Raw genomic sequence first — 26,135 nt, 5'->3', positions numbered from 1 at the left:
ACGAAGTACAAGCACGTTCCTGGCACATCTGCAGCACTAGAGGCTGCAAATCAACAGGCCGTGAGTGCACCGTACATCGTGGAGTCCGCTCCGGCATCCACTGAGTTTTCCCTCCCGATCCGGCGCGGGTGGATCACCCGCCGAACCGTACGATCTATGGAGGTCATGCGAGACGTTTTGCGGTGCAGCGACGCTCCTTCGTCGAAGTGGCGTCTGACAAGTAGCGGCATGTGCCCCTGGTGTGTGCGTTCATCCGCCTGTCACCTGCCACTGGTACCGTCGGCCGATGGACGCCATCCTGCCCGAACCACATATCACCACCACTGCAACTTCCGGTGTAAGGATCGAGGACCTCTCGGACCGAGTGGGCTTCGATGAAGACTTCCTGGGCTTACCCGTGCCGATCCCGTCCTTGAAGGACGTCGACACGGCCCTGCTGCCCTACACGCATTTCTCCATCCTGATGCGCCCGGATAAACGCCTCGCCGCGGTCACGGCGCTCGGCATCGACGGTGCGAAGCTCATGGACCTCGACCGGTCAGGCATCGACTGGCGACTGGATCCGCGGTTGCCCGAGGACCAGCAGACCGGGGAGCGGGTCTACGCGCACAACGACATCGACCGTGGGCACCTCGTCCGCCGGGCCTCAGCTGTCTGGGGTGACACCCGCGCCGAAGCTGCCCAAGCCAACAAGGACACCTTCCACTACACGAACGCGGCTCCGCAGGCGGCGAAGTTCAACCAGGGCCTCGAGTTGTGGCTCGGGTTGGAGACGTACCTGCTGGAGAACGCCGCCGACAACGGTCGGCGCCTGATCGTGTTTACCGGCCCGATCTTCAGCGACGTCGATCCCGTGTACAGGGGGGTGGAAATCCCGTTGCGCTTCTTCAAAGTCGCAGTGTTCCTCGAAAGCGGGGCACTGGCCGCGACGGGCTACGTGGTGGACCAGACACCGCAACTGAAAGACCTGCCGGACGTGCCACGGCCGGGAGCCGTGGACGACGGGGACGCTTCCCCGCTGGGCCCGTTCCGCACCTTCCAGGCACCCATCCGGGACATCGCCGCGCTGACCGGACTCGACCTCACACAACTGATCGCCCTCGACCGCATGCCCATCGCCGCAGCCCTTTCCACCGCCAGGGTCACCTCGACCTGGCGGGAACTCACCAGCCCCGAATGCCTCGACCTCGACTTCGACCTCAAGAACTAGGCACACCACTCAACCATCCATGCGATGCGTGGTGTCCGGACTCCCGCGCACTTCTGCCGGAGGCCAACCGAAACCGACTTCAATCCCATACGCCGTAGACCAAAATCGACCTGTGGCGTGGAGGTGTACTCGACGCCACATTGCAGATCGAACTGTACGAGGGATCCGGATCCGAGCGGTGGCCTGTTGCCCGCCACTCCAAGAACGTATCCAACGGGTTTCCATAGGCATCGTGGACTGGAGACTGCACGCAAGCGGATCTTCTTGGTGCCCCTCCCCGGAACCTCTTGGCTGCGCGCTGGCAGTCGTTCCTGCCAGAGGCACTACACTCCACACACAACTGATTTGGAGGACAGCGTGCAGGTCATTGGGATGCTCGGTGGGATGAGCTGGGCGTCGTCGGCTGAGTACTACCGGTTGGCGAACGAGCTCGTGCGTGACCAGCTGGGCGGTGTGCACTCAGCGCGCGTTCTGCTTGACTCTGTGGACTTCGCCGACGTCAAGGAACTCCAGGCTGCCGGCCGGTGGCACCAAGCCGGCGAGCTTCTGGCCTCTCGGGCCCGCGCACTCGAAGGGGCCGGCGCGGAACTGCTGGTGCTCTGCACGAACACCATGCACATCGTCATCGACAGCATCGAGGAGGCCGTCTCGATTCCTGTGCTGCACATCGGCGATACGACATCAGCGGCCATCCGTGAGCAGGGGCTTCACCGGGTTGGCCTGTTAGGCACATCCTTCACGATGGAACAGCCCTTCCTCCGCGACCGCCTCGCCTCTGCCGGCATCGACACCATCATCCCGAATGACGCTGACCGAGCGATCGTGCACGCCGTCATCTTCGAGGAGCTGGTGCGGGGCATCGTCGTGGACGCATCCAGGGCCGAGTACCGCCGGATCATGGAGGACCTCGTTGAGCAAGGAGCCGAAGGCATCATCCTCGGGTGCACAGAGATCGAGCTCCTGATCACCGCGGACGACAGCCCTGTGCCCGTCTTCCCCACCACACGAATCCATATAGAAGCGGCCGTCCACCAAGCACTCGGCACGGGCCAGTACCCGCACCCGACGGCTTGAGCATCTCAAGAGGGCCCATACCAACCGCATCGGGTAACAGCAGGGACGCGCTGCCCTGCGCCGCGATCATCGAGACGTTGCGTGCCGACGTATCCCGCGCTCTACGCACGCTCGACGCCTTTCCCACTCCACGACCCGAGCCGCCTACCAAGTAGCAGCAGTTAACCTGCTGGCACACCAACTAGGCTGCGGTGACTGCGACGGCTACCTCCATGACGACCCCAACACCGACTATCGAATAAATAGAAGGTTGCGATTACCGTTCTTGTCCTGGAAACGCTGAACCGCAAACAAACACCGAGCGATCGCATAGCCACTGGACTGCTGACGGGGACCCTACCACCGTGCCACCCGGTACCGGCGCATCGCGAACTTCGATGCCCGGGAGTGGGTGGCTTTGCACGCAAGATGGGCGGCGTGATCGAGACCTGCAGGTCGTATAGTTCTTTGAAGCGAAGCGTTCGCACGTTTTCGTCTGCTTGGTTCTGAAGTGAGCCTACTTTCTTTGCACGCGCCGAAAGAACAGGTGATGATGTGACCCGTCTGACTCCCGCAGATCCGTTCCCTGAAGATCTCACCACGTTGGATCTGGAGCAGGTGGAGATCCTCAATAGCCGCGTGCACCGCGAGCTCGATCATGAATACATCCAGGACGGTGAACCCGCACTGGAGACGGAGATTCGCCTCGAGGAACTCAATGACGAACTCGACCACCGCGACGACACCGAAAACCGTCAAGCAGAATCAGAACCGAAGCGACACCTGATGACCGTCGTCGAACCGGCAGAGTTCCGGGACGCCATTTAGGGACAGAAACACGACCTCATCCTGGACGAGCTGCACGCTATTGCCTGCGACACCAGGCACAACCCGGAATCACACCACCTGCGCTGACAGCCCGCTGAGTGCGGAACCTTCCACCGAAAACTACGTTCGCACCTAAACCGTCCCAACGCTTCGGGCGGTTCAGGTGTCGCGCGATCTTCACCAGTGGGCGGGTATCTCAGCGTGATTCAGGACCATCGGCAGGGCTTGGTCTGGACGACCGTGCAGACGCTGGTGGCCGCAGCGGTGGGCGGGGGCCGCAGTCGCAGCTTGCGGTGAGTCGATGGTGTTTCCCTCGTGACGGATGTAGCGGGTGGGTCAGATGGTGAGTGTTCGGCGGAGTACGGCTTCTGCGGTGTCGTGCAGACTTGTGTTGTGGGATCGGGCGTGTGCGCGGAGCAGCTGGAAGGCTTCGGTCGTGTCGACGTTCGAGATGTGGGCGATCACGCCCTTGGCCTGCTCGATGAGGATCCGGCTGTTGAGGGCGCGCTGTAGCTGATCGTTGACGACAGCTGATTCGCGGAGGGTGCGCTCCTGCAGGATGCTGACCGTCGACACGTCCGCCAGGGCCTGCCCGATCGCCACATCTTCTTCGCTCAGCTCACCCGTCTCAGTGCGGAACAGGTTCATCGCGCCGATGGTCCTGCCGCGGACACGCATCGGAAAGGCATGCACGGATTGGAAGCCTTGGGCTGCGGCCGCGTTCTTGAACTGGGGCCAACGGTCCCCGGTTCCAGCGATGTCCCGGATCGTGACGGGGACACCGGTGACGTAACACTCGACGCAGGGACCCGCCCCGGTGTCCTGCTGCAGGACTTCGATCAGATGGCTTTCCTCACTGGTGGAGGCCAGCACCTGCAGGACGCCGTCGGGGCCGGCAAGCATCAGCCCGGCGGCGGTCGCGTCGAGCAGGTCGACGCATTCCTCCACGAGGGTGTGCAGCAGGTCCAGGACGTCATAGTCATCGATGAGCGTGTTCGCGATTCTCAGGAATGCTGCACTGACCCGACTTGCCCGGGTGATAGCTTCCATGGACCCAGTGTAGAGCCCACTATCACGATTCATCGGTGGGCTACGGGGTAAAATCCAGCCGCCGCTCCAGGACCTCGGTGGAGGTTTCGTGCACCGATTGCCCGCTGGCGAACGCATGACCCCGCAGCAACAACAAAGCATCCGCGGCCGTCCCCCCGGTCTGGGCGAGCACCATGCCTGTGGCCTGATGGATTTCTCGGCGGGACGGGGACAAGCCAGACCAGTGAGAATCCTGCTCGGATTCCGGGACGAGGATGCGCCGTAGCAAGCTCCACGCAGCCCCGTCCGCCAGTGCGCGGGCGGTCACCAGGTCGCCTTCGCCCAAGGTTCCCGGGGTGGAGCTGTACAGCTCCGCGACACCAATATCCATGGCACCGACGACCAGCGGGAACACGAAGAGGGCTTCCGCGTCCGTGTCGAGGAGGGCTTTCCCGAACACCGGCCACTTCTCGTGCTCCATCGATCGCACATACGGGAGAAGAACGGGACGGCGCGATCGGGAGGCTTCCCACCGGGGTCCTTCGCCGAGGTCGAACTGCAACTCATCCAACCTCGCCGCGAGCTCATCAGTGGTACCGAGAGTCGTTTCCTGCAGGGAGCCGCTGAACGCCGACAGCGCCGCACCCGTCACCGGCAGCGCGTCGATGAACGATGCGCAGAGGCTCGAGCACAACTCATCCACACCGGATAACTTGCCCTCCCTCATCTGGACACCACCCGAAGACGAGGAACAGGAAAGTCAGACCGGTGCAGCATCTCCCTCACCCTTCCCGCAGCAGCACGCTCATTCGTTTCATGAGCTACGCCAGCCCGACCCTGTTCTGGATCCGCCAACGAACTGCCCCAAGTTTAGGCGCCCATCAGCACCATGACAGGGCCAATAAATGCGGCGCTTCTCGCCGGTCCTTCGTCCGCTTACACGAGAACACCACGCCAGGCCCGGGCCATCTGGCCCTACTCACCACCGGCCCAGGCAGTTCCCCACTCTTGACACCCTTCCTGAATGACAGCAGGCTTAGGGTATTGCCCCGGACCCCGGCATTATGCATCCATCGCCATGCTTACCAGGGGTCACCATGACGCAGACATTCCATCACCTCATCCGCAGCACCCCTCAGAGTGACTCCCGTGGTGATCGTGCTGGGCAGACGACACCCCCTCATCCTGCTAGGGCCCGTGGACTCAGCGATCGCCAGGCTGTCATCGCGGTCATGACCTCAAACGGGGTCACCTGCCAGGACATCGCCTTTGAACTGATGCTCCCGCTGCGCACAGTGCAAGGTCACCTGCATCAGGCGCTGCGGGTCCTTGGCCTCTCACACGTTGAGGACCTCACCTACGAGGTCATCGCAGCGCACTACGAGAGGACCCTTCTAGCTGCACGGTCCGATCAGCGAAGAACTTCCGAGGCTACTGAACCCACCGGGTTCACTGAATCCACTGGGCCTCCTGAGCCCGTCAGGGGCAACAACCCGTCGAACTCGTTGGTGGCCCTCGATGCCTCCCAGGCTCGCGATGAGGAACTCACCCACGTCGCCGCGCTCACCCGTGAACTGACAGCCACACGCGCCCAACTAGAACAGGAACGCGACACCGTGCGGCAACTCCACCAAGCCGTTGGCAGTCGCGACACCATCGGACAAGCCAAGGGCATCCTCATGGAAAGGCACAAAATCAGCGCCGACGCCGCTTTCGTGATGCTGCGAGACGAAAGCAGTCTCAGCCACCGCAAGCTCGTCAACGTCGCCCACGACCTGATCTACTCGGGCGAAGAGACCGCCTGCGAGAAGCAACGCGAAACCGCCTGACACGGTCACCCTGAAGGAATCCGGGACGGGAAGCGGACGTACCCCACGGGATTGCCCCCACAGGTCGAGTGGTGCGCGTGCCTTCATGTTCGACGGTCCTCACGCGCTCAGACGCCCTGGGGCGACACCGTCCGCGCTGACCGAACCCACTCCCAATCCCGCATGGATGACGGCGCCGAGATCGGCGGCGACTATCCTGCGGCGGAGTAACCAATGTTGGTGAGCTCCCACATCCCGTCCTCCTGAATACGTGCCGATGCCGTTCGGCCGCGCTTCGCGCCTGGTGAGAGTTTGGCTCTGGACAGCAATGCATTAATGTAAGCGCTGTAATTTTGGTGCTCTCACCCGTTCCGTCGCATGTTCCGCGGGTCTTGGCGCGCAACGACGAGCACCACGCCGGGTGCGACGCGGCTCCATCAAACGGTGACCCACTTCTGAAAGGCGTGCATGATGAGCGAGGAGTCCGGCATGGATAGGGGTATGCCGTCGTCGCACCACGGCAACAATGATCGGGAGCGTGATCTCGCTACAGAACTCGCTGAGCTCGCCCGATCGCTGCAGCAGAAACCGGACTCAGACGCGGTCCTCGCCGGGTTCGTCCACGCGGCCGTCGACCTGATCCCCGGGGTCGACGAAGGCTCCGTCAGTGTCGTCCTGGGACGCAAGAACGTGGGGTCCCGTGCCCCGTCCGGGGATCTTCCGGCGCGGATCGATGCGCTGCAGATGGAGACCGGGGAGGGCCCGTGCCTGGAAGCAGCGTATGAGCACCGCACGGTCCGGGTCCCTGACATGGCGCATGAGGAGCGGTGGCCGCTCTTCGCGCAGCGCGCCACCGAGGCCGGCGCGAAGGGGATGCTCTCCATCCAGTTGTGGGTCGAAGGAGATAACCTCGGCGCGCTGAACCTCTACTCGTACAAGGCCAACGCCTTCACCGACGAGTCGGAGAACATCGGCCTGCTGGTCGCCTCCCACGCGTCTGTGGCGTTCGCCGAGGCCGAGAAGAGCCGCCAACTCCATGCAGCGGTGGACTCCAGGGACGTGATCGGTCAGGCCAAGGGCATCCTCATGGAACGCCACAAGATCACCGGCGAGCAAGCGTTCATCGTGCTCTCCATGGCCAGCCAGCACACCAATACGAAACTTCGGGACGTGGCTGACCACCTCATCAACAGCGGCGAACTCCCGGGGAAGAACACAGCACGCTAGGGACCGCTGTATCAGTTTCTATCGCGATGAGCACGTCTTCCTTGAAGTGGATCAACTAGCTAGCGGCAGCCGAGTACACCGCATACTGAGAACACCCCGAAAGAGGTCCCCCGGATTCGTCCGCAGGCCTCCGCCGGACTACACCGACGGGCCTCGTGCCCGAGCGTGGGAGTCCCTCCGGCCGTCAAGCAGTCGGCCACCGGAGGAACACCAGCACGGCAGTCCCTCGTGAGGCCTCCACGAATGGGCGGCACCCGTAGATCAGCCGCGGAGTCAGTAGTCAGCCCGCAGTGAGACAGTCAAGGATTAGCTGTCTCTTGGGAGTTTCCTCCTGAGGTTGACTCGCACTGTGGCTACAGAGCACCTGCGGGGTCGATCATTCTTGACATTTTTCCGGTGAACGAGCACGCTGAAGTTCTCGCCCCGGACCCTGGCAGAGAACCGCTTTTGCCGTTCCTCCAGGAAGTCCCATGCCACACGCACTGCATCCCACCGATCTTGGCGCGCCTCGCCGATTACCGCACATGTTCTTCAACCGGGCCTTGCCGCTGCGAACGGTTCATGAACACCTTGACGCCGTGACGAGCACTGCGGTGGGTGCGACGCGGCTCCATCATGCGGCGATCCCACTGCTAGAAGGTGTTCTTGGTGAGTGAGGAGTCCGGGGTGGACAGGGGTATGCCGTCGTCGCATCACGGCGGCAGTGCGCGTGTACGTGATCTCGCCACGGAACTGGCCGAACTGGCCCGGTCGCTGCAGCAGGAACCGGATGCGAATGCGGTCCTCGCCGGCTTCGTCCACGCGGCCCTCGACCTGATCCCAGGGGTTGACGAAGGCTCGGTGAGCGTCGTCCTGGGACGGAAAAACATCGGATCCCGGGCCACGTCCGGGGATCTTCCGGCGCGCATCGATGCGCTGCAGATGGAGACCGGGGAGGGGCCGTGCCTGGAAGCCGCCTACGAGCACCGGACCGTGCGGGTCCCCGACATGGCGCACGAGCAGCGGTGGCCCCTGTTCGCGCCGCGGGCCACCGAGGCCGGCGCCAAGGGGATGCTCTCGATCCAGCTGTGGGTCGAAGGCGACGATCTGGGGGCCCTGAACCTCTACTCGTACGAGGCCGACGCGTTCACGGACGAGTCCGAGAACGTGGGCCTGCTGGTCGCCTCCCACGCGTCGGTGGCGTTCGCCGAGGCCGAGAAGAGCCGGCAACTCCACCAGGCCATCGATTCCAGGGACGCCATCGGTCAGGCCAAGGGCATCCTCATGGAACGCCACAAGATCACCGGCGTCCAGGCGTTCATCGTGCTGTCCATAGCCAGCCAGCGCACCCACCTGAAACTCCGGGATGTCGCCGAGCAGCTCATCAGCAGCGGCGACCTCCCCAACAAAAACAGTTAGAGGCCCTCCATGAACACCACTCCCCCACCCCCCTCCTCACCGTCCCTGTTTCCGCCTGAACTGTTGGCGATCTTCGGGCGCACCAACGGTCACCTCCTCACGGAACAGACCGCCCACAACGCCGTCGACGGCCTGGCCGAGATCGCCCGCGACATCATCCGTGCCGCCGAGGGCGCCGGCGTCAGCCTGATCAACACCGACGGCACCCGTATGAGCGTGGGCGCGACCGACCCGCGCGTGCTCGAAGCCGATGACCAGCAGTACGAGCTCGGCCAAGGACCCTGCATCAGCGCCTGGCTTGAGGGTGAGCCCGTGTACATCGCCGACACCCACACCGATCAGCGGTGGCAGAAATGGACGACCGCGGTAGCACCGCTCGGTGTCCGCTCCTGCCTCAGCGTGCCCCTGCTGGACAAACCGACAGGCCTCGGGGCGATGAAGGTCTACTCGAACACCGTCGACGCGTTCTCGGACCAGGACCAGCGGCTACTGGCCAACCTCGCCCGCTCCGCCGCGACCCTCCTCGACCATATCCAGGCCAGCGACACCCCCCAGCGGATCAGCAACGACGTCAAAGCGTCCCTGGCCGAACGGGACACCATCGGAGTCGCCCGCGGCATCCTGATGGAACGCCTTGATCTGGACCGGCAGGCAGCCATGAACCACCTGATCGACCTCGCCACCGACGCGAACACCACCATCGGCTTCATGGCCACCATCATCAGTGAACGTCACGACGACACCGAGCCCACCCCTGATCCGTGATGACCAAAAACACCCCCGAGGACCAACGACAACGCACACTGCACGCCATCCACAGCAGTGGACTCAACGTACAGAGCGTATGGGTCCGCTACTTCTCCTTCACCGGGGACGTCGACGAGCTCGAGATCGACGCCTACCTCAACGGGCTGATCACCCTCACCCCCATGGATCGGGACCTCGTCTCCCTTGCAGTCAACGAACTCATCGCCGAAACACTCCCACCGACCGCCCCCTACAGCAACGACCCCGACGAACCGGACGAACCCGACGAACCCGATACATTGGTCGCCCTGGATGTCCTCAACCACCAGGATGACCGGGACGACCTCAACGAGGCATCCTAGGCGTGATGTTCATCGCCCTCGGGCTCATGGCCACCATCCCCGTCGTCACCGCCCTGCACTAGCCAATGACGATATTCACACCAAAGATCGGCACTCACCTCAAACGAGTCCACTCATGATGTCTCGGACGGTACGAGGGCAGCGGCACGTGAAGCTGCCTGCGGGGGCGGTTGGGGCGGCAGGTGTTCCTGGGGATGTGGCTGGGTCGATTATCGGCGTCCTTCAATCGGTGGTTTCACCCAAGAATGGGCAGGGCCTTGTGGATGCAGTCGATCGTGATGTCCGCCCCGGCCCCAACTTCTTTCACTTCGCCGTCGATCTGGTACGGCATGGGCTTCAGGGCTGAGAACCGGTACTGCTCGTAGCTCGGCTGATCGCCGAGACCTTTGGTCGAGGCTCGCAGGGCCGTGAGGAGGATCTTCCACTTGGCCATGTGAGGGAAGGTGATGACCTCGAACTTTCCATCGGCCGGGTGATCGTCGGCTTCGCTCAAGGTTGCGTACTTCGCCATCTGCGAGATATTAGCGAACACAAGGCTGTCGAACTTCCTTCGCTGGCCGTCGTTCTGCCGAATTTCGAACGGCTTGAACTTCGAGAAGGTCCGTACCACGGAGAACATCTCCTTGATCGCGCCCTTGCTGCCCTTTTCAAGGTCGATGGCCATGATCGGCGTCAGCCCGAATCCGATGTAGGAATGCGCATGCACCGGCCCCGTGTCCGCCTTCGCCTCGCGCTCCGTGTCCTGATTGGTGTCCTGGCTGGTGTCCGGCTCGTCGATGCTGATCCGCAGCAGGTCAATCCGCCGGACCCGACCCTCGACGATCGCCTCCGCCAAGGGCTGGCGTCCCGTGACGCGGCTGTGGTCATTCGCGTTGCCCGCGGCCAAGACCGCACACACAGCATCATCGCTGCCGCTGGCCATCACTCCGTTGACGACCTCGTTGTACCCGCCGTCCCCACTGACCGACACAACCAAGGCCTTCCTCGATGACGCGGCCTCATGGGCCAGGTCCACCGCGTGACCGGCGTGCTCTGTGGGAGTCAACCGGACATCGGTCCCGGGCAGCTTGATCATCAACTCGTCATGCAGTTCCTCGGCGAGCTTCGGAGCGTCCCCGGTACTGTTCGGGTTGAAGATGATCGTGATCACGTCGAACCTACGTGGTGACTCCAGCGGTGCCTTCATGAATGCGCCCTTCCTGATCGTTCATGCCAGTAACAGTGCAATCCCAGTGTTCCTACCCCGATAATAAGTATCCTTTCTATTCTCGGGGAGAGTAGAGGGCCTTCGAGGGCCGCCGAATCATTCCGGATCGTTGCGTTCACCACGGAGCGCGGGCTCCGTTCGAGGGCCTCTGAACCTAATCGCGTTCGAGGGCGAAGAAGATAGAAGCCGACAAAGGCAGTGCGGCCCTGAGCAAGCCCTGCCCGACCACCCTTGGCACCGCGTGTCGCTTCAATCCGCCCGGCTGGCAGCCAGTCCGAGATAGCGATAGACGGTAGCCCGGCTGGCCCCGATAATCTTCCCGATGTCCGCCGGGGCGAGCCCCTGGGCCTTCAACTCCAGTGCACGCCGGACCTTCGCGTGGTCCATGGTAATCTCACGCCGCCCGGCCTTTCGTCCGTGTTCGGCGGCCGCGGCCATACCCGCCCTGGTCCGCTCGGCGAGCTGGTCCCGCTCGAGCTGCGCGAACGCGGACATCACGGTCAGCATCGCCCGACCCATCGGACCGGTGGTGCTGATGCCCTCGGTGACGCTACGGAAATGCACGCCACGGTGTTCGAGGTCATCGATCAAAGCCAGCAGGTTGCGGGTGTTGCGCCCCAACCGATCCAGCTTCCACACCACCACCTCATCACCCTTCCGAAGATGATCGAAGAGCCTATCGAGCTCGGGCCGGCTGGCCATCGTCCCGCTCACGCCGTGGTCGGTGAAAATCCGATCGCAGCCGGCCGCTGTGAGCGCTGCATGCTGCAAATCAGCGTTCTGCTCCAGCGTGCTAACCCTCGCATACCCAACACTTCCCATCCCCACGCTCCCAGCGCTCATCAAAGGTCTGTTTGTCCCTTGTTGAGAATACCCTCACTGAGACACATTGCTGAGACGTAATGTGGCGACGGACTCCCGCGCCGATCCTGGAGTTCACCGACCCACCGTCGGACCCCGCTCTCCGTCCGGTCAAAGGATCCTTTGACTGGACGGCTGGTCGGTGGTCGGAAGCTTCCTCGGCATACGCACATGGCACCTTCCCGTACATTTTCAACGTCCGGGTAAGACGCCAACCGCCACTGTCGTGCTGACAGGTAAGAGGACTACAGCTGCAGGGTGCGCGTCAAAGGACCGGCTTGCGGGCGTCCGCGCCGGCTCTTCGTCATGGCGTTGTAGCCCGCTATTTCACGCGATCGCGCCAACCGACCACATGATCGTTAGTGAGGCGCCCACGAAGTGTGCTTCGCTGAACGAATTCCCGGGGGTTGAGAACGAAGCAGTAGCGGACGTCGGAGGCCAGTACGCGTTCGTAATCGTCGAGCCCTCTGACGAGGAAGGGAGTCAACCACAGCCGATCAGTTATTGGCCACACCGCTGTGTCGTCCGAGGATGTCCACCATTACAGGGATGATAATCACGTGCTATCCACGCTTGACGTCATCGACAACTACCTCACCGCGCGAGAGGACGCTGACTTCTCCACCGTCCCCGGACGCGACATCGAAGCGTTTGGTGAGCGGGTGCGAGAATTGTCCGCTAGCCACACCCCGACGATTCAGCAAGACGCACACCCCATCTACCTGGGGGGTTGGCCCTCAGCAAACTTCGCGTTACTCGGTGGCGACCTGATCCTTTCGAGCCTGCTTTACAGCGGACAGGTTCTCGTGCGTGATCCCATCGCTGATTGGTTCTCTGGGTGGCGATAGCCACGGCGAGCACATGATCGCTGCTCGCCGTGGCTATCGCCACCCAGACGACGACGCAGAAACCCGAACTCGACGAACCCGCGCGTTCCTGTGCACCGTGATACCGGCGCTGATTCGCATGCGCCCTCTCATCGAAGCAGGCATTGTCGTCCCCGTTGCGTCTGAACCGCTCTACTTCGAGCGGCAGGCCGCCATCGACCAACTGCGACGCGAAGTACGCGCGCGCGTCCTCCAAGACCCACTCCAGTATGCGAACAGATTCGGGGCCGCCGAGATTGCCGCTGAGGACAACGTTCGCGGATACTTTGCCATGGCCCCGGGCACAAACCCCGGCCCTCAAATCGAGAGAGCCATCGATCACGGCATCCGATATTTCTCCCGCGAGTACACACTGGCAAATGCCTACGACGTCACCTACAGCGCTCCGTTCGACCACGAGCGATTCCTTTGTCGCGAAGGAATCACTCCCATCGTCGGAAGCTCAACGAGGGTTGTCGAATCTGTCCTGCGGTCGGGTCTGCCGATCTTCCACGGTCTCAGCCCACGGTTAGTCCGAGACATTCACGACGACGATTCGTTCGCAGAGTTCCGAAGCACACTTCATGAGGTCTACCAGGCCACCCCAGTCGAAGATGCTATGCAGGCAGAGGCGTACCTCAGGGACCAGGAGAACGCACTACTGCGCCCACTGATCGCGGAAGCAGAACGAGGCGCCTCCGAGGGACTGCTCACTCGCTTAGGGGCTTCGCTCACCGGAAACAAGTACGGCATCGCGGCCGCCCTTGCCGCCGACGTCACGTTCGGGACAGTCGGCGCGGCAACCGCCCTTACAGTTGCTGGTACGTTCCTCGACGATTTCTCACGCCGGCGCAAAGGACCTCAACGCATCTGGTCGTCCCTTGTCGCGCACAACCGCACCGCCGCCGACGAACTCGACCGCGTTACGCGAGTGCCCGCATCCAACGCAAGTCGCGACGAAACAGCGGCAGCAGAGAGCGATGCCGAGACGGCGTCGCCTTGGGATATACCGACCCAGCCAGCAATGACCGTCGCCGTCACAGCTGGTGAGTTGATCTGGGATGCCGACCCGCGCACACTCGTCGAGCCAGAGATCGACGAGCAGGCACGTTCTCGCCTCGGGGTCTACGGACCTTGCGGCTGCGGTAGCGGGAGAAAGAACCGCTTCTGCTGCGCCGGCCTGCAGTGAATCAAGATCCTTCCATGAGGGACCGGCTTGCGGGCAGCGGATGAGGGCGGCGCAGATACGGTCGTTTTGGAACCCTGCAGATCACACATAGATGTCGTAGGTGAAGTTTAGAATCTGTTCATGACTAACTACATCTATGCCACCTCGGGAAAAGCAGTCGGTTTCATACGAGGTCGATTCGTCCATTCACTCAACGGGAAGGCGATTGGCCAACTCAACGGAACCCACGTGCACCGCCTTAGTGGTCAGTACGTCGGAGAGCTTTACAAGGACCAAGTGGTGGACCAACACATGGGCAGCTTCGGGAACATAGGGAATCCGGGGAACCCAGGGAGTCCTGGAAACCCTGGGAATCCCGGAAACAGGGGTAACCAGGGCTGTCCCTACCGGGATGTATTCGACAAACTCCGTTAGCCGTTCAACAACGTGATATGCCGACCGCGCGTCCATTCGCCTTTGCAGCCACCGCCTCCGGCGGGCCAGGCTACAGATCCGGAGTGTCTGGACGGAGCCCGTTATGGCACATAAAATTCACGAGGCTCACTGGCTTGAACCGAGAGCGACCCGCCCGGTCCGTTGCCGCCGACCGTGTGCGCGTATGGCTCGCCCGATCCGTGATTCCTGCCCGCGCATGCGCATTCACATAGCCATGTATTCTCAGGCTTGCCGCGGTCCCAACACTGATCGACGCACTTGTCGACGCCACCGTGCTGGATGACCTTGACCCGCCCGTAGCGCTCAGCCAGTCCGAAGATGACCGCGTTCGTGTGGGGCCGCGACACGGACCAAACTCCACGGTTGTAAATCACCTGACCCCTGCGCGATGCGTTGAACATTTCACCCAGGATGGAATATCCAGCCCCCGCGCCCTCATACGGCAGATTCCGAATCTCGGTCCGTTTGGCAGGTTGGATGACCACCGTTAGATCGCTCATGAGTAGAAGGTAGAGCACCATCTTTTCAGGCAGCGAATCGACCGCGCGATGCGGTAGCTCACCCACAGGTGAACGGCTTTGAGCTCCACCCTTCGGGCTCCACCCGTCCACAGATGGATGACCAATCTTTCACCTCGCCATCCCTCCTGACAGATGAACAGCCGCTTGCGTCCGGTCAGTCCTCGAGGTCGAAGTCCAGGTCGAGGGACGCAGGGCTGGAAAGCTCCCGCCAGGCGGAAGTCACGCGCGCGCTGGGTAGGGCCCGGCGATCGGCATCCGATCAACCGCAACCAGCTGATCGAGGTCCAGCCCGGTGAGGGCTGCGATGTCGCGGATCGGCACCTGGAAAGTCCGGAACGGCCCCAACGGCGGTGCGTTATCCCCGACAGCATCACCAACGGCGCCGGGCTTCAGCACGTCATCGAGGTCGCTGAGCTGCGGGGTTTGGTCCACGACGTACCCGGTCGCCGCCAGTGCCCCTCCCTGCAAGAACACGGCGACCTTGAAGTACCGCAACGGGATCTCCACGCCCCGGTACACGGGGTCGACGTCGCTGAAGATCGGGCCCGTGAACACGATCAGGCGCCGCCCGTTGTCCGCGGCGTTCTCGAGCAGGTACGACTCAAGTCCCAGCCACAACTCGAGGCCCTGGTTGAACTTCGCGGCCTGCGGGGCAGCGTTCGTGTAGTGGAACGTGTCCTCGTTCGCGGTCGCCGCCTCAGCGCGATTATCGCCCTAGACCGCCGATGCCCGACGTACCAGGTGTCCACGGTCGATGTCGTTACGCGCGTAGACCCGCTCCCCCGTCTGCTGGTCCTCAGGCAACCGCGGATCCAACCGCCAGTCGATACCCGAGCGATCCAGGTCCATGAGCTTCGCCCCGTCGATACCGAGCGCCGTGACAGCAGCCAGACGCTTATCCGGCCGCATCAGCACCGAAAAGTGCGTGTACGGGAGCAGGACCGTCTCGACCCCGACCAGCGCGAGCACAGGCACTGGAACTCCGAGGAACTGCTCGTCGAACCCCTCACGACCGACAAGACTCCCGGCCGTGGCGTGGTGTGCGGTCTGAGGTGTGGGCAGAGTGGCGTCCATCCGGTGAAGCTATCAGCGACAGGTGACAGCACGATGAACAGTTCAACCAGAAGTGAGACGGCCGGCCTAGCGAATCACGAGCCAGCTCTCGGACGTTGCACGAGGCCTAGACCCTTGCTCGCTTCCGTTGCAAAAACCTATCCGGGACCCTAGAGCGACAGGATTTCAGAAGACCTGCGCTGTTGCGTTGAGGTGTACCCCAACGCAACGCTGAGGCCGTCCGCACCCAGTACGGATAGCATCTATTAAGTGACAGGACAGAGGCCTGAAGGCAGCTCCAGCATCGGCCGGCAGATTCTCATCGGGGTCTTGATCGCTGCGGGGGCCGCGGCTGTGACCGTAGTTCCTGCCGCTTTTGCATCGCACTACCTTGAGTACAACTTTTTCGCCACGGATGCTCCCACCAAGCTCACTCGTGAGCAACAAGACTCGATAGTTTTTCTGGGTGTCGGTGTCTGGGTGGCTTTAGCTCTCTTGGTCATCTCGCTCGTCATCAAACCGATACGCGATCGGGTGTGGATTGCGCTCCCGAGATGGATCTTTTCCGGCATCGGCAGAGTCCTTCGGGCAGTGAGAGTTTGGCTCGGTTTCTTACTGGTTGGCCGGAAAGCTCTCGACGAGCGATTGAGCCAGAAAATCAAAGCCAAGAACGAAGAAAAAGCTGAAGCAGGACCACCGAAGGGGACGGCTAGCGGCGTGGCCTTCCGCACGAATTATGGGGCGCTCCGCACTGACAAGGGCATGTACGACTCGATTCTCACCGTTTCCTGGAGGTCGAACGATCTCATCATCGGTCAACTGATTCCCGCACCTGGGAGTACGTGGGAGGTCAAGTATGGCTACTTAGACAGAAATCAGAACCTATTTTTTGAGGAAGCTGAGCACTTAGGCAGCGTCGACGAGGTTCGGTATGGCGTCGAACTGCTGAGGAAGCGGGATCTGAAGGAACGCGATAAGGCCTCTGACCTCCATCGCAGGTGAACTTGAGCAATCGGGTGAGTCGCATGAGGGCGACGTTGCTAGCATCTGACAATGGCCTTCAAGCGACGCAAGCTCGGACACATCACCCGTGCGGGTTCGTCCGGTAAGGCTTCATCGAAGATGTTGCGTGCATCCTCGGACGGCAAAGTGACGAAGGCCGCTGCGAAAGCACTACCTAAAACGACCGTCAAGCAGACAAGAAAGGCTTCGGGCTCTGCTCTCGCACGGAACACGAACAAGCCCGCTACACGCGCTACGAAAGCTCAACCGATACCGGAACCGTCCGTCACGGCGTTGCAAATCCCGCGTGGGTCCTGGGACAGCTCTGATGCAGCAGAACTAGATGCGCTCAACCTGCTGCACGACCCCGAACTTCTCAGCGAGCGAGCTGCTGCTACTCCCTCATGGGAGGACGTCTTGGTGGTTACCGACCAGGAGAAGCCGGTCCTCGCGGAGATCCTCAGGCACTACGCGAACGAGGCAAGACACAGAGGGTGGGATCACGACGCTATTGCCTCCGTGTACTTGAGCACAGACGATGCTCTTCAAGCGGTCGAGGTTGTAGCTGCAGTCCAAGCGGTCATGTGGGAACTGGGCTACAACAGTCGCGTTTCGGAGGTCGTACGAGGGTCGATTCGTATTGATTTCAAAGCCTGGTGGAGGGATGAAGGACCACTCTTCGTTCGTAAGCAAGCGGCTCGCATTGCCAGCGATTTAGAGCAGTTTGCGGAACTGGCGACGGTAGAGAAGCTTCAAGCATCCGTCGATGACTTACGGTCTCAGTCCACGGCGCGCCTGATCACTTCGCTCGGTGACATTGAGAAAGCGGCTTGTCTTCTTGGCGCAATCCTCGTTCTCAAGTACCCCGACACGGATGGTAAATCTACGATCGTCACCACCATCCTCACGTCGGAACAGGTCGCGACCTACAAGCGTCACCCTGGATTACAAGCAGACCCAGCGTCGATAATTTCTAACTTGGCACTCCTAGAAGCTGAACGCCCACTGCCCTCGAAAGCGATCAGCCCCTAATTACCGCCGGTATCAGTTCTATCGTTGATCGGCTGGATGAGTTGCGGTCCATTGTTGCGGATTGATCCGACCTCTTTGCCGCCGATCCGCGGGACAAGGTTGGGTTCGGGAATGGTGTCGATGAAGTGCTGCACCTGGTCGCGCTCGGTCATGGTCGGGTCCAACCACTGATCCTGCAGATCCTTAGGGATGATGACCGGCGTGCGGTCGTGGATGTGGCCGAGCGCATCATGCGCGGCACGGGTGAGTATCGTCGCTGTCACGAGCCACTTGTTCTCGGCGTCCTCGGGCTTGGTGGGGTCGGGCCAGAACTCGTACAGGCCCGCGAAACCCAGCAACTGCTCCTCGTCCTCGCCGTGGAGGTAGTACGGGGTCTTCGTCCCGTCCTGGTTCTTCTGCCACTCGTAGTACCCATTCGCGGGGATCAGTGCGCGGCGCTTGGCGGCGGCGGTGCGAAACGACGGCTTCTCCGCGACCGTTTCGCTGCGGGCGTTGATCATTCTCGCGCCGGCCTTGGGGTCCTTACTCCAGACAGGCACCAGTCCCCACCGGGCTATCTCGAGCCGGCGCACCAGCTCACCCTCGCGCAGCTGCTCGGACACGAACGGGATCCCCTGCATCGGGGCCACGTTCCACGAAGGCTTCAGTTCATCCTGGAAGGACTCGTCGACGCTGAACGCATCCCGGATAGCGGCCTTGTTCCCTGCTATTACGAAGCGTCCACACATGCTCGCCATTCCGCCCCGTGTAGGTGACGCATAGTGAAGGTCGGCAGGTGTCCCTGCCGACCTTCACTATGGTCTATCCCTTGCTCTTGCGCGGGTCGTTCCCGTTGGGAATGGTGTCCTTGGCGCGAATAGCGCCGTCTTTGCCGTGAATGTTGAGTTCGCCGCCACCTGCGTTGCGGATGGTGTCCCGTCCGCGGCTGATGGCGTCTGCCTGGGTGTCGTGGTGCGAGGAAGCCCGGCTTGCGTTGGGTTTCCTGACGTCCCATCCGCCCTTGTCCGAGGGAACAATGTGGCGGCTGTTGTCCTGCTTGGAAGTCATGCTGGTACTCCTATGGGTATGAGATGGGCGCCGGCCGCACCCCTCGAGCGTGGGGTGCGGTCGGCGGTGTCACTGACCGGGAGGGGTCAGTGACGGACGGGCTGGATCCGGATGGTCCGTTTGATGCGGATGCGGACTACGCGAGTAGCCATAAGGCATCGTTCCTCTCCCGCGACTGCCAGGTCCGTCATCGTGACGGGAGCCTTTGACTCTCGTACACGCCGCTCATACGCTTAGCTCGTTCCAACTCTCGCCAAAGATTGAGAACAAACCACACGATTGCGGGACCGTCGGGCGGTGACTTTCACCGCTGGGCAGGTGTCGCGATTTTTTATTGAAGAAGCGCATGGAGTGTCGACTCCGTGCGCTTCTTCGTGTCCATCGGCAACTGGGCCTTGGACGCTTTCGATACTACATCTAGTGCCAGTCCGTGATGCCAACCCCTAGATGATGTATTACAAGCATGTCATTCGGGGCGGTCGTCGTCCACACGATGTCCACAGACGGGGCCGATCGGAAAGCCCGGAAATCAGCCGATCGCGGCTCTCGCAGGGGCGTCGCCCACAGCCCTGTGGAGCGCTTCCTCACAGGCAGAAAAAGTTCGTGTCGCGTTCCTCACGGCGTGTCGCGAGCCACCGGCGGCGCATCTTCTTGTACGTTTTACTGCCGCATCTGCCTCCCTTCCGCGTAGCTTCCTTGGGCTGTGCGCCTTCGACCTCTAGATCTGTAGAGAGCGGGGACGTTGCACTTGGCAAAACTCCGAACGATCGCACCGAGCCGCGTGCATAGATGAGCCGCCCGGGTTGGCCGGGTCGAGTCCATAATCCTGGCGCGCCTCCTGCCCACCTGGGCACGGCCCAAGCTCCCCCTCGCTTCGCGGCTTGGCCCGCACACAGGGGGACAGCAGGAACCACGGACCCGCCTGCACACACCCACCTGCGTCACCGACACGGGCAGCTCACCTCGAGCGAGCGGTGGTTGTGCACAGCCTCCACGGGTGCGGGCCGGGACTAGAGGAGGGATCACGATCAGGGTCTGATTGTCGGCGGCCCCTCGTACTGTCCGCAGGGTGGGTCAGAACAAGCGCCTTGCCGCCAACCACGACGAGTTTGAATCGACGGCGGCTAACAGTGGCGCAAGGAATACCAGCCGGGCAGGGTCTGGTTGAGTTTTTGGAGGCGGTCGGGTCGTAGCCGGTCCTTGCGTTGCCAGGTGCGTTGCCGACCTATCCACACGGCGAGGACTTTCTCGTCCGGGTGCCGGTCCCGGTCGTAGATCGGGAACCGCCCAGCATCAGCCCGGAATTGGCGGACCTGCTCGAGGCGCCGCCCCCACAGCGCGTCAGCATTACCCCTCCGGGTACCCACCCACTCCCCCACCGCGTTCAGGGCTTCGGTCCGGTCGGGGGTGAGGGTGCCGGCGTCGTAGTTCCTGCGCTGGTTCTCCACCCACCGATACAGCACGCGACTGTCCTGAGTGTCGTTCTGCGCCGGGATGCCCCCGCGCTCGCGCACATGCCCTGCCAGGCGCGCGTAGTGCTCCCACCACGACTGCTCCCGGGTGCGCCGGCGGTGCTTCCTATTCGCAGGCCATGCGGGCTGGTCATGGATCAGCCAGCATCGGTCGAACCACGCCGGGTCGCGTTCGATCTTCCGGTCGACGGCGCGGATCACGCGCTTCACACTGACTCTGCACCAGGCGGCGATCACCGGGATAGGGACTCCCCGGGAGTACATCAGCAGCCACTCCTGCCTGCTCTCACACCCCGCCCACAGGTCCTCGTCCTCGGCCATGATCGGCTCATCCACGAACACGGGAGCCGTCATCAGGTCGTTTGGGCGTTCTGATGGCGTCTCCATCGGGTCAGCAGGGGCCTGGATGGGGGTCTTCATGGGCGTCAGGTTGCCCAGTCCGGGTTGTAGGCGGGGTGTGCGGCCCAGGGCAGGGCGAGCAACTCGAGGATCTTGCCTCTGTAGTCCTGATCCCCGGCCGGCTCATACGCCCCGTCGATGCTCTGGACGTGTCCGACCAGGCGGCGCTTGACCTCACACTCGACCAGCAACCGCTCCCCCACCTGTGCCGGCATCACGCCGGCCCCGGCGAGGACCTCCAGATCGTCGGCGACACGCGCCAGGATGAACGCAGCGAGCTCATCCATCGCGTCCCCCTGACCGCCGGATCCCGGCTCGTCCACCTGACTCATCCAGTCCGTCTGGCCTGTGTGATCCGTCCGGCCTGTCCGGTCCGTACTGTTCGTGCGGTTCATGGTGCCGAGGGCGACCAGAGGACCCGCGGAGCGGGGGGGGGTGCGGCGCCCCCCCCCCCGCTGTGGACGGCAGTGAACCCCTCACGGGCTCCACCCGACTCATGGGGATGCCCCACACCCCCATGTGTCAGCAACCGGGCCGAATCATCAGGTGCAGCTTTCCAAATAATCGAACTTGTGTTCTATTTTAAGGAGCCTGTCCAAAGGACGGCAAAACGGATCAGGAGAAGCAGACCATGGCGACCACGGCCACCCACCGCAGGAACACCACCCACCCACACACCCCCACACAGAACGGCAGGACAGGCAGCAGGACGGGCAGTGGGGCCAATGGTGGGGCCAACAGTGGAACCGATGGTGGGCTGGGTGCCGGTCTGGTGCTCGATGAGGCCGCGGCCGTCCGGTTCCTGCCCTCGGGACTCCCGCTGGCGCTGCGCTGGCGGGGTGGCCTCTGGCAGGTCATCGGATCCCCCGTCTCCGGGTTCAGCCCGGACAACCGACCAGGACCCGCCTCTACCCCTACTCCCCTGTACGAGGCTCGTGGCACGGCTGGCACCCGGTCCTGGCGGTTTCAGGCGCAGACCGGACCCGCATCCCCGGTGCTGGAGTTCGAAATGAGCGCGGACCCGCGCTCGACGGACTGGCAGCTGCGCCGCGTCATCGGCGTCGACGGGTTCTGAACCGGCGGCAGGCAACGATCGGGGCGTGACGCGGTTGTGAGCGGCTCGAAAGGTACGGCAAGCATTACGCCAGGCTGATGGACGAGCGAATCGAGGAGTTCGTCATGCGACTGCGTACACGCGCACCGCGGCCGAGCTCGACGTAGAGAACTGGGGGCCCAGCGACTTCCCCGAGCCACGCCGAGTGCATGCGTGGGTCCGCTACCCCTCGAAGGCCATCCGTAAGCAGGCACACGCAACTGCGTACACGCGTACGGCGGTCAGGATCCCGCGGGAAGGCTGGGCATAACCCTTGTGTGCCCACGTATGTCGCCTGTGCAGCCAGATCACGAGAACCTTTTCCTCCGAGTGGTATTGCCTCGAATAGATCGGGAAGCGTGGAACTGCCGCACCCTCGGGCCTCTGCTCGCCCTACTAGTCGATGGCCTCGCTGACCTCGGCGAGGAGCGATTCCATGCATGCCTCGGCGGCCGCCGCGTCGCCGTCCCTGATGGCGAACGCCACATGCTCGTGCGCCTGCAGCGCATGTTCCTTCGGATTGTGCGGCATGAGTCCCTGCTGCGTCCTGCCCGCGAGCACCTCGGCGATGACCTCGCGCAGGGCCAGGAACATCTCGTTGCCGCTCGCCTCGAGGACGAGCGTATGGAACTCGATGTCCACGTCCAGGAACTCCTCGAGCAGTCCGGCCTCGCCCAGCCGCCGCAGGTCCTCGCCGAGCGCCGCGATCCGCAGGCGCTGTGCCCCGGAGGCGTGCCGGGCCGCGAGCGCCGCCGCGACCGGTTCGACGGCGCGGCGCAGGTGCGTGAGGGAACGGAACTGGTCCGCCCGCCCCGGGCCGTGGAGCCGCCACCTGATCACGCGGGGATCGTAGACGTTCCACCGCTCGGGGCCCTGCACCACGAGCCCGATGCGGCGCTTGGGCACGATCAGGTTCATCGATTCCAGGACGCGCATGCAGTCCCGCACCACGGTGCGCGAGACCCCGAACTGCTGCTGCAGGCCTTCGATCGTCAGGCGTGCACCCTCGGGCAGCACGCCGTCCGCGATGTCCTGGCCCAGCGCGTCGATGATCCGCGTGGGGAACACCGCGGCTGCTCCCGGCGGTGATCCCGCGGGTACTGACTGCGACGTCATCGTCCTCCTCCAGGCGCCGGCGGCCACTTGACCGATTCCCTAACGATAGAGCGATCACTCACACCCGAAAAGGTACTACCTTTGATCTGAAAGGTGTTACCTTTACTCAGATCGCGAACCGTTCCACAGCACCGACAAGGGAGTCAGCATGGATGCACAGCCACACCATGTGGTCGTCATGGGTATCTCCGGATCCGGCAAGACCACCATCGCCACCCGACTCACGGAACGGCTCGGGTGGGTGTTCGCCGAGGCGGACGACTTCCACCCCGCCGCGAACATCGCGAAGATGACCGCCGGCACCGCGCTCACCGACGAGGACCGCTGGCCCTGGCTGGAGGCCATGCGTGACTGGATGACCCTCCAGGCGCGGGCGGGCCGCAGCACCGTCGTCACCTGCTCAGCGCTGAAGCGTTCCTACCGGGACCTCCTCACCGGAGCAGAGGGCCGGGTGCGGTTCGTGCACCTGCTCGGCGACACCGATCTCATCCTCGAGCGCATGAAGACCCGCAGCGGCCACTTCATGCCGGAATCGCTCCTGCCCTCGCAGATCAGCACGCTCGAACCCCTGGAACCCGACGAGCTGGGCATCCGGATCCAGAACACCGGCACGCCCGACGACGTCACGACCGACGTCATCGACCGGCTCGACCTGCCCAGCAACTGACCCCCCACCCCCGATCCGCACTACTTTCAACGGAGAAAACATGCCCATCGAAGGATGGACCCAGAGCCTCACCGCCGGTCCGCTCCTCCTGATCGCCGCAGCCGCCATCCTCGCGCTGCTGTTCCTGATCATCAAGCTCCGCGTCCACGCGTTCGTCTCGCTGATCCTCGTCAGCCTCGCCACCGCTTTCGCCACCGGGATCCCCACGTCGCAGATCGTCCCCGTGATGGTCAGCAGTTTCGGATCGACGCTCGGCGCCGTGGCGCTGCTGGTGGGCCTCGGCGCGATGCTCGGCCGCCTGGTCGAGACCAGCGGCGGCGCGAAGGTACTCGCGGACTACCTCATCCGGGTCTTCGGCGAGAACCGGGCGCCCTTCGCGCTCGGCGTCGCCTCGCTGATCTTCGGCTTCCCCATCTTCTTCGACGCCGGCCTCGTGGTCATGCTGCCGATCGTCTTCTCCGTCGCCCGCCGCCTCGGCGGCGGCGTGCTGCGCTACGGCCTCCCCGCCGCGGGTGCCTTCTCCGTCATGCACATCTTCGTGCCCCCGCACCCGGGCCCGGTCGCCGCCTCCGAGTTCTTCGGCGCGAACGTCGGCCTCGTCATCATGGTCGGCCTCCTCGCCGCGATCCCCACCTGGTACGTGACCTCCTACCTGTACGGGCTCTGGGCCGGCAGGAAGTACGTCCTGCCCGTCCCCGAACTGCTCGGCACGGCCGACGAGCACGCCGAGGCGAACCCGCCCAAGTTCGGCACCGTCGTCGGGATCCTGCTGCTGCCCCTCGCGCTGATCTTCCTCAACACGGGCCTGAACACCCTGGCCCGCTCGGGTGCCGTGGACGAGAGCGTGACCGAGCAGGGGTGGTTCCAGTTCCTGCGCATGCTCGGGGAGACCCCCGTGGCCCTGCTGATCACCCTCCTCGTGGCGTCCTATGTGCTCGGCCGCCGCCGCGGGATCGAGAAGACCGCACTGGAGAGCACGCTGGAATCGGCGCTCGGCCCGGTCTGCTCCGTCATCCTCATCACCGGCGCCGGCGGCATGTTCGGCGGCGTCCTCCGGGCGAGCGGCATCGGCGACGCACTCGCCGCGGTCCTCGGCGATCTCGGTATCCCCATCATCCTGGCCGGCTTCCTGATCGCCGCGATCCTGCGCATCGCCCAGGGCTCGGCGACCGTGGCACTGACCACCGCCGCCGGCCTCATCTCCCCCGCGATCCTGGCCGGTGACTACAACGGCCTGCAGCTGGCGGCCCTCGTGGTGGCCGTCGCCGGCGGTTCCGTGGTGGCGAGCCATGTCAACGACTCCGGGTTCTGGCTCGTGGGCCGCTTCTTCAACATGGACGTCAAGACCACCCTGAAGACGTGGACCGTCATGGAGACGACGATCGGCGTCATGGGCTTCGCCATCGCGACCGCCGTCTTCGCCCTCGCCTCCGCTGCCTGACAGCGCGGCAGCACCACCCAGAGGCCCGTCCCGCATCGTGCGGGACGGGCCTCTCCGTGTCCCGGGTAGCAGGTGGTGGGCCGGGCGGGGTACCGGATCCGGCCATTGCGGCCGGGGACGCCCGGTGACACGGTGGATCGGACGGCCCGGACGGCCCGGACGGATCGACGGGCCGCCCGGCTGACCAGGAGGAGCACGGCATGGAGCAGAGATTCGACGGCAAAGTCGTGATCGTGACGGGCGCCGGCTCGGGGATCGGCGAGGCGACGGCCCGGCGCTTCGTCGCCGAAGGGGCGAGGGTGGTCCTGACGGATTCCGTCGCGGACAAGATCGACGCCGTCGTCGCCTCCCTGCCCGGGGACCGCGCGACGGCGGTGACCGCGGACTCGTCCGACGCCGGGCAGGTGGCCCTCATGGTGCAGGAGACCGTGCGGCGGTACGGGCGCCTGGACGTCCTCGTCAACAACGCGGGCACCATCTCCAAGGGCACCGTCCGGGACACGAGCGTCGAGGAGTGGCACCGCGTCATCGAGACCGACCTGTCCGGGGTGTTCTACGGGACGAAGGCGGCCCTGGAGTACCTGCTGGAGAGCAGGGGGTGCATCGTCAACGTGTCCTCCGTCTCCGGTGTCGCGGCGGACTGGCGCATGAGCGCCTACAACGCGGCCAAGGGCGGGGTCAGCAACTTCACGCGTGCCGTCGCGCTGGACCACGGCAAGGACGGCGTGCGGGTAAACGCCGTCGCGCCCGGCTTCATCTGGACGGACCTCACGAGCGAGGACGGCGAGCCGCACGAACTCTCCGACGAGTTCGCGGCGCGTATCGCGCTCGGACGCGGAGGCCTGCCGGACGAGGTCGCGGCCGCGATCACCTTCCTCGCGAGCGACGACGCACGCTTCATCACCGGGGTGGTCCTCCCGGTCGACGGCGGCACCATGGCCAGCAACGGTCAGCCCGCACAGGCCTGAGCCGGCCCTGACGATGTCGGCGCCTCCCTCCCGGGCTTCGTTGCGTGGGTAGAGCGGGTCCTGCGCTCCGCACCCGCCGCAGCCGCGCACCGAGCAGGCCCGCA

26 protein-coding genes and 1 pseudogene are annotated in these 26,135 nt (G+C 63.6%); 16 read left to right on the top strand and 11 right to left on the bottom strand.

The window, feature by feature from the left end; translation table 11 throughout:
• Positions 1-286 precede the first annotated feature (286 nt).
• The 3 genes from AC4D2E_RS17095 to AC4D2E_RS17085 all read left to right on the top strand — a co-directional run bounded on the left by AC4D2E_RS17095 (position 287) and on the right by AC4D2E_RS17085 (position 3,091).
• Positions 287-1,210, top strand: coding sequence for a DNA/RNA non-specific endonuclease (locus AC4D2E_RS17095; RefSeq protein WP_490953367.1), 924 nt, complete (start codon positions 287-289; stop codon positions 1,208-1,210).
• A 267-nt stretch (positions 1,211-1,477) separates the two neighbouring features.
• Positions 1,478-2,284, top strand: coding sequence for an aspartate/glutamate racemase family protein (locus AC4D2E_RS17090; protein WP_490953366.1), 807 nt, complete (start codon positions 1,478-1,480; stop codon positions 2,282-2,284).
• A 534-nt stretch (positions 2,285-2,818) separates the two neighbouring features.
• Positions 2,819-3,091, top strand: a complete 273-nt coding sequence (locus AC4D2E_RS17085) for a hypothetical protein (protein WP_490911550.1) — start codon at positions 2,819-2,821, stop codon at positions 3,089-3,091.
• 336 nt (positions 3,092-3,427) lie between these two features.
• Here the strand turns inward: AC4D2E_RS17085 and AC4D2E_RS17080 are convergent, their stop codons facing one another.
• Together AC4D2E_RS17080 and AC4D2E_RS17075 are read right to left on the bottom strand one after the other, a co-directional pair.
• Positions 3,428-4,141: a GAF and ANTAR domain-containing protein gene (locus AC4D2E_RS17080; RefSeq protein WP_490953365.1), complete on the bottom strand. Its 714-nt coding sequence runs from the start codon at positions 4,139-4,141 to the stop codon at positions 3,428-3,430.
• A 40-nt stretch (positions 4,142-4,181) separates the two neighbouring features.
• Positions 4,182-4,847, bottom strand: coding sequence for a GAF and ANTAR domain-containing protein (locus AC4D2E_RS17075; RefSeq protein WP_490953364.1), 666 nt, complete (start codon positions 4,845-4,847; stop codon positions 4,182-4,184).
• Between the two features lie 370 nt (positions 4,848-5,217).
• Between AC4D2E_RS17075 and AC4D2E_RS17070 the strand changes: the two genes are divergently transcribed.
• The 5 genes from AC4D2E_RS17070 (at position 5,218) to AC4D2E_RS17050 (ending at position 9,662) form a co-directional block, all read left to right on the top strand.
• Positions 5,218-5,949 (top strand): ANTAR domain-containing protein, encoded by a 732-nt coding sequence (locus tag AC4D2E_RS17070; RefSeq protein WP_490953363.1) that lies wholly within the window; start codon positions 5,218-5,220, stop codon positions 5,947-5,949.
• A gap of 468 nt (positions 5,950-6,417) precedes the next feature.
• Positions 6,418-7,155 (top strand): GAF and ANTAR domain-containing protein, encoded by a 738-nt coding sequence (locus AC4D2E_RS17065; protein WP_490953362.1) that lies wholly within the window; start codon positions 6,418-6,420, stop codon positions 7,153-7,155.
• Between the two features lie 648 nt (positions 7,156-7,803).
• On the top strand, positions 7,804-8,553 hold the full coding sequence (locus tag AC4D2E_RS17060) for a GAF and ANTAR domain-containing protein (protein WP_490953361.1): 750 nt from the start codon (positions 7,804-7,806) through the stop codon (positions 8,551-8,553).
• Between the two features lie 9 nt (positions 8,554-8,562).
• Positions 8,563-9,318 carry a GAF and ANTAR domain-containing protein gene (locus AC4D2E_RS17055; RefSeq protein WP_490953360.1) on the top strand — a complete coding sequence of 252 codons (756 nt, stop codon included), beginning with the start codon at positions 8,563-8,565 and terminating at the stop codon, positions 9,316-9,318.
• Complete coding sequence (locus AC4D2E_RS17050; protein ID WP_490911561.1) at positions 9,318-9,662, top strand: hypothetical protein; 345 nt, start codon at positions 9,318-9,320, stop codon at positions 9,660-9,662. The genes AC4D2E_RS17055 and AC4D2E_RS17050 overlap by 1 nt, the downstream gene beginning before the upstream one ends.
• 235 nt (positions 9,663-9,897) lie before the next feature.
• On the opposite strand, the gene AC4D2E_RS17045 is transcribed toward AC4D2E_RS17050, so the two are convergent.
• Together AC4D2E_RS17045 and AC4D2E_RS17040 are read right to left on the bottom strand one after the other, a co-directional pair.
• Positions 9,898-10,836 (bottom strand): diacylglycerol/lipid kinase family protein, encoded by a 939-nt coding sequence (locus AC4D2E_RS17045; protein WP_490953380.1) that lies wholly within the window; start codon positions 10,834-10,836, stop codon positions 9,898-9,900.
• 282 nt (positions 10,837-11,118) lie between these two features.
• Positions 11,119-11,712, bottom strand: a complete 594-nt coding sequence (locus tag AC4D2E_RS17040) for a recombinase family protein (RefSeq protein WP_490911562.1) — start codon at positions 11,710-11,712, stop codon at positions 11,119-11,121.
• A gap of 828 nt (positions 11,713-12,540) precedes the next feature.
• Between AC4D2E_RS17040 and AC4D2E_RS17035 the strand changes: the two genes are divergently transcribed.
• Positions 12,541-13,785, top strand: coding sequence for a hypothetical protein (locus tag AC4D2E_RS17035; protein WP_490953359.1), 1,245 nt, complete (start codon positions 12,541-12,543; stop codon positions 13,783-13,785).
• 120 nt (positions 13,786-13,905) lie between these two features.
• Complete coding sequence (locus AC4D2E_RS17030; protein WP_490953358.1) at positions 13,906-14,199, top strand: 4-fold beta flower protein; 294 nt, start codon at positions 13,906-13,908, stop codon at positions 14,197-14,199.
• 101 nt (positions 14,200-14,300) lie between these two features.
• On the opposite strand, the gene AC4D2E_RS17025 is transcribed toward AC4D2E_RS17030, so the two are convergent.
• Together AC4D2E_RS17025 and AC4D2E_RS17020 are read right to left on the bottom strand one after the other, a co-directional pair.
• Entirely contained in the window at positions 14,301-14,720 is a 420-nt protein-coding gene (locus AC4D2E_RS17025; RefSeq protein WP_490953357.1) for a hypothetical protein, read from the bottom strand.
• A gap of 240 nt (positions 14,721-14,960) precedes the next feature.
• Positions 14,961-15,650, bottom strand: a pseudogene (locus tag AC4D2E_RS17020) (DNA/RNA non-specific endonuclease).
• A 414-nt stretch (positions 15,651-16,064) separates the two neighbouring features.
• Between AC4D2E_RS17020 and AC4D2E_RS17015 the strand changes: the two are divergent.
• Complete coding sequence (locus tag AC4D2E_RS17015) at positions 16,065-16,796, top strand: hypothetical protein (RefSeq protein WP_490953356.1); 732 nt, start codon at positions 16,065-16,067, stop codon at positions 16,794-16,796.
• 51 nt (positions 16,797-16,847) lie between these two features.
• Positions 16,848-17,828: a hypothetical protein gene (locus tag AC4D2E_RS17010; protein ID WP_490953355.1), complete on the top strand. Its 981-nt coding sequence runs from the start codon at positions 16,848-16,850 to the stop codon at positions 17,826-17,828.
• On the opposite strand, the gene AC4D2E_RS17005 is transcribed toward AC4D2E_RS17010, so the two are convergent.
• From AC4D2E_RS17005 to AC4D2E_RS16990, 4 genes are all read right to left on the bottom strand, one after another.
• Positions 17,825-18,556 (bottom strand): SOS response-associated peptidase, encoded by a 732-nt coding sequence (locus AC4D2E_RS17005; protein WP_490953354.1) that lies wholly within the window; start codon positions 18,554-18,556, stop codon positions 17,825-17,827. The two genes, AC4D2E_RS17010 and AC4D2E_RS17005, sit on opposite strands and share 4 nt — an antisense overlap.
• A 73-nt stretch (positions 18,557-18,629) precedes the next feature.
• Positions 18,630-18,875, bottom strand: coding sequence for a DUF2188 domain-containing protein (locus tag AC4D2E_RS17000; protein ID WP_490953353.1), 246 nt, complete (start codon positions 18,873-18,875; stop codon positions 18,630-18,632).
• A 1,124-nt stretch (positions 18,876-19,999) separates the two neighbouring features.
• Positions 20,000-20,767: a helicase associated domain-containing protein gene (locus AC4D2E_RS16995; protein ID WP_490953352.1), complete on the bottom strand. Its 768-nt coding sequence runs from the start codon at positions 20,765-20,767 to the stop codon at positions 20,000-20,002.
• Between the two features lie 5 nt (positions 20,768-20,772).
• Positions 20,773-21,033, bottom strand: coding sequence for a DUF6221 family protein (locus AC4D2E_RS16990; RefSeq protein ID WP_490953351.1), 261 nt, complete (start codon positions 21,031-21,033; stop codon positions 20,773-20,775).
• A 344-nt stretch (positions 21,034-21,377) separates the two neighbouring features.
• On the opposite strand from AC4D2E_RS16990, the gene AC4D2E_RS16985 reads away from it, so the two are divergent.
• Positions 21,378-21,821, top strand: coding sequence for a hypothetical protein (locus tag AC4D2E_RS16985; RefSeq protein ID WP_490953350.1), 444 nt, complete (start codon positions 21,378-21,380; stop codon positions 21,819-21,821).
• Positions 21,822-22,235: 414 nt separating this feature from the next.
• Here the strand turns inward: AC4D2E_RS16985 and AC4D2E_RS16980 are convergent, their stop codons facing one another.
• The gene (locus AC4D2E_RS16980) at positions 22,236-22,955 is read right to left on the bottom strand and encodes a FadR/GntR family transcriptional regulator (RefSeq protein ID WP_490953349.1); all 720 of its coding nucleotides are present in this window, start codon (positions 22,953-22,955) and stop codon (positions 22,236-22,238) included.
• A gap of 148 nt (positions 22,956-23,103) precedes the next feature.
• Here AC4D2E_RS16980 and AC4D2E_RS16975 point away from each other — a divergent pair, with 148 nt between their 5' ends.
• From AC4D2E_RS16975 to budC, 3 genes are all read left to right on the top strand, one after another.
• Entirely contained in the window at positions 23,104-23,622 is a 519-nt protein-coding gene (locus tag AC4D2E_RS16975) for a gluconokinase (RefSeq protein WP_104167526.1), read from the top strand.
• Between the two features lie 40 nt (positions 23,623-23,662).
• Positions 23,663-25,063, top strand: coding sequence for a GntP family permease (locus AC4D2E_RS16970; protein WP_104167527.1), 1,401 nt, complete (start codon positions 23,663-23,665; stop codon positions 25,061-25,063).
• Positions 25,064-25,263: 200 nt separating this feature from the next.
• Entirely contained in the window at positions 25,264-26,031 is a 768-nt protein-coding gene (gene budC, locus AC4D2E_RS16965; protein WP_490953348.1) for a meso-2,3-butanediol dehydrogenase, read from the top strand.
• Positions 26,032-26,135 lie beyond the last annotated feature (104 nt).

This window comes from Arthrobacter sp. TJ-265, from assembly GCF_058269135.1.
Note: the sequence above shows the minus strand (reverse complement) of the source record. Positions and strands in the feature narration are given on the sequence as shown.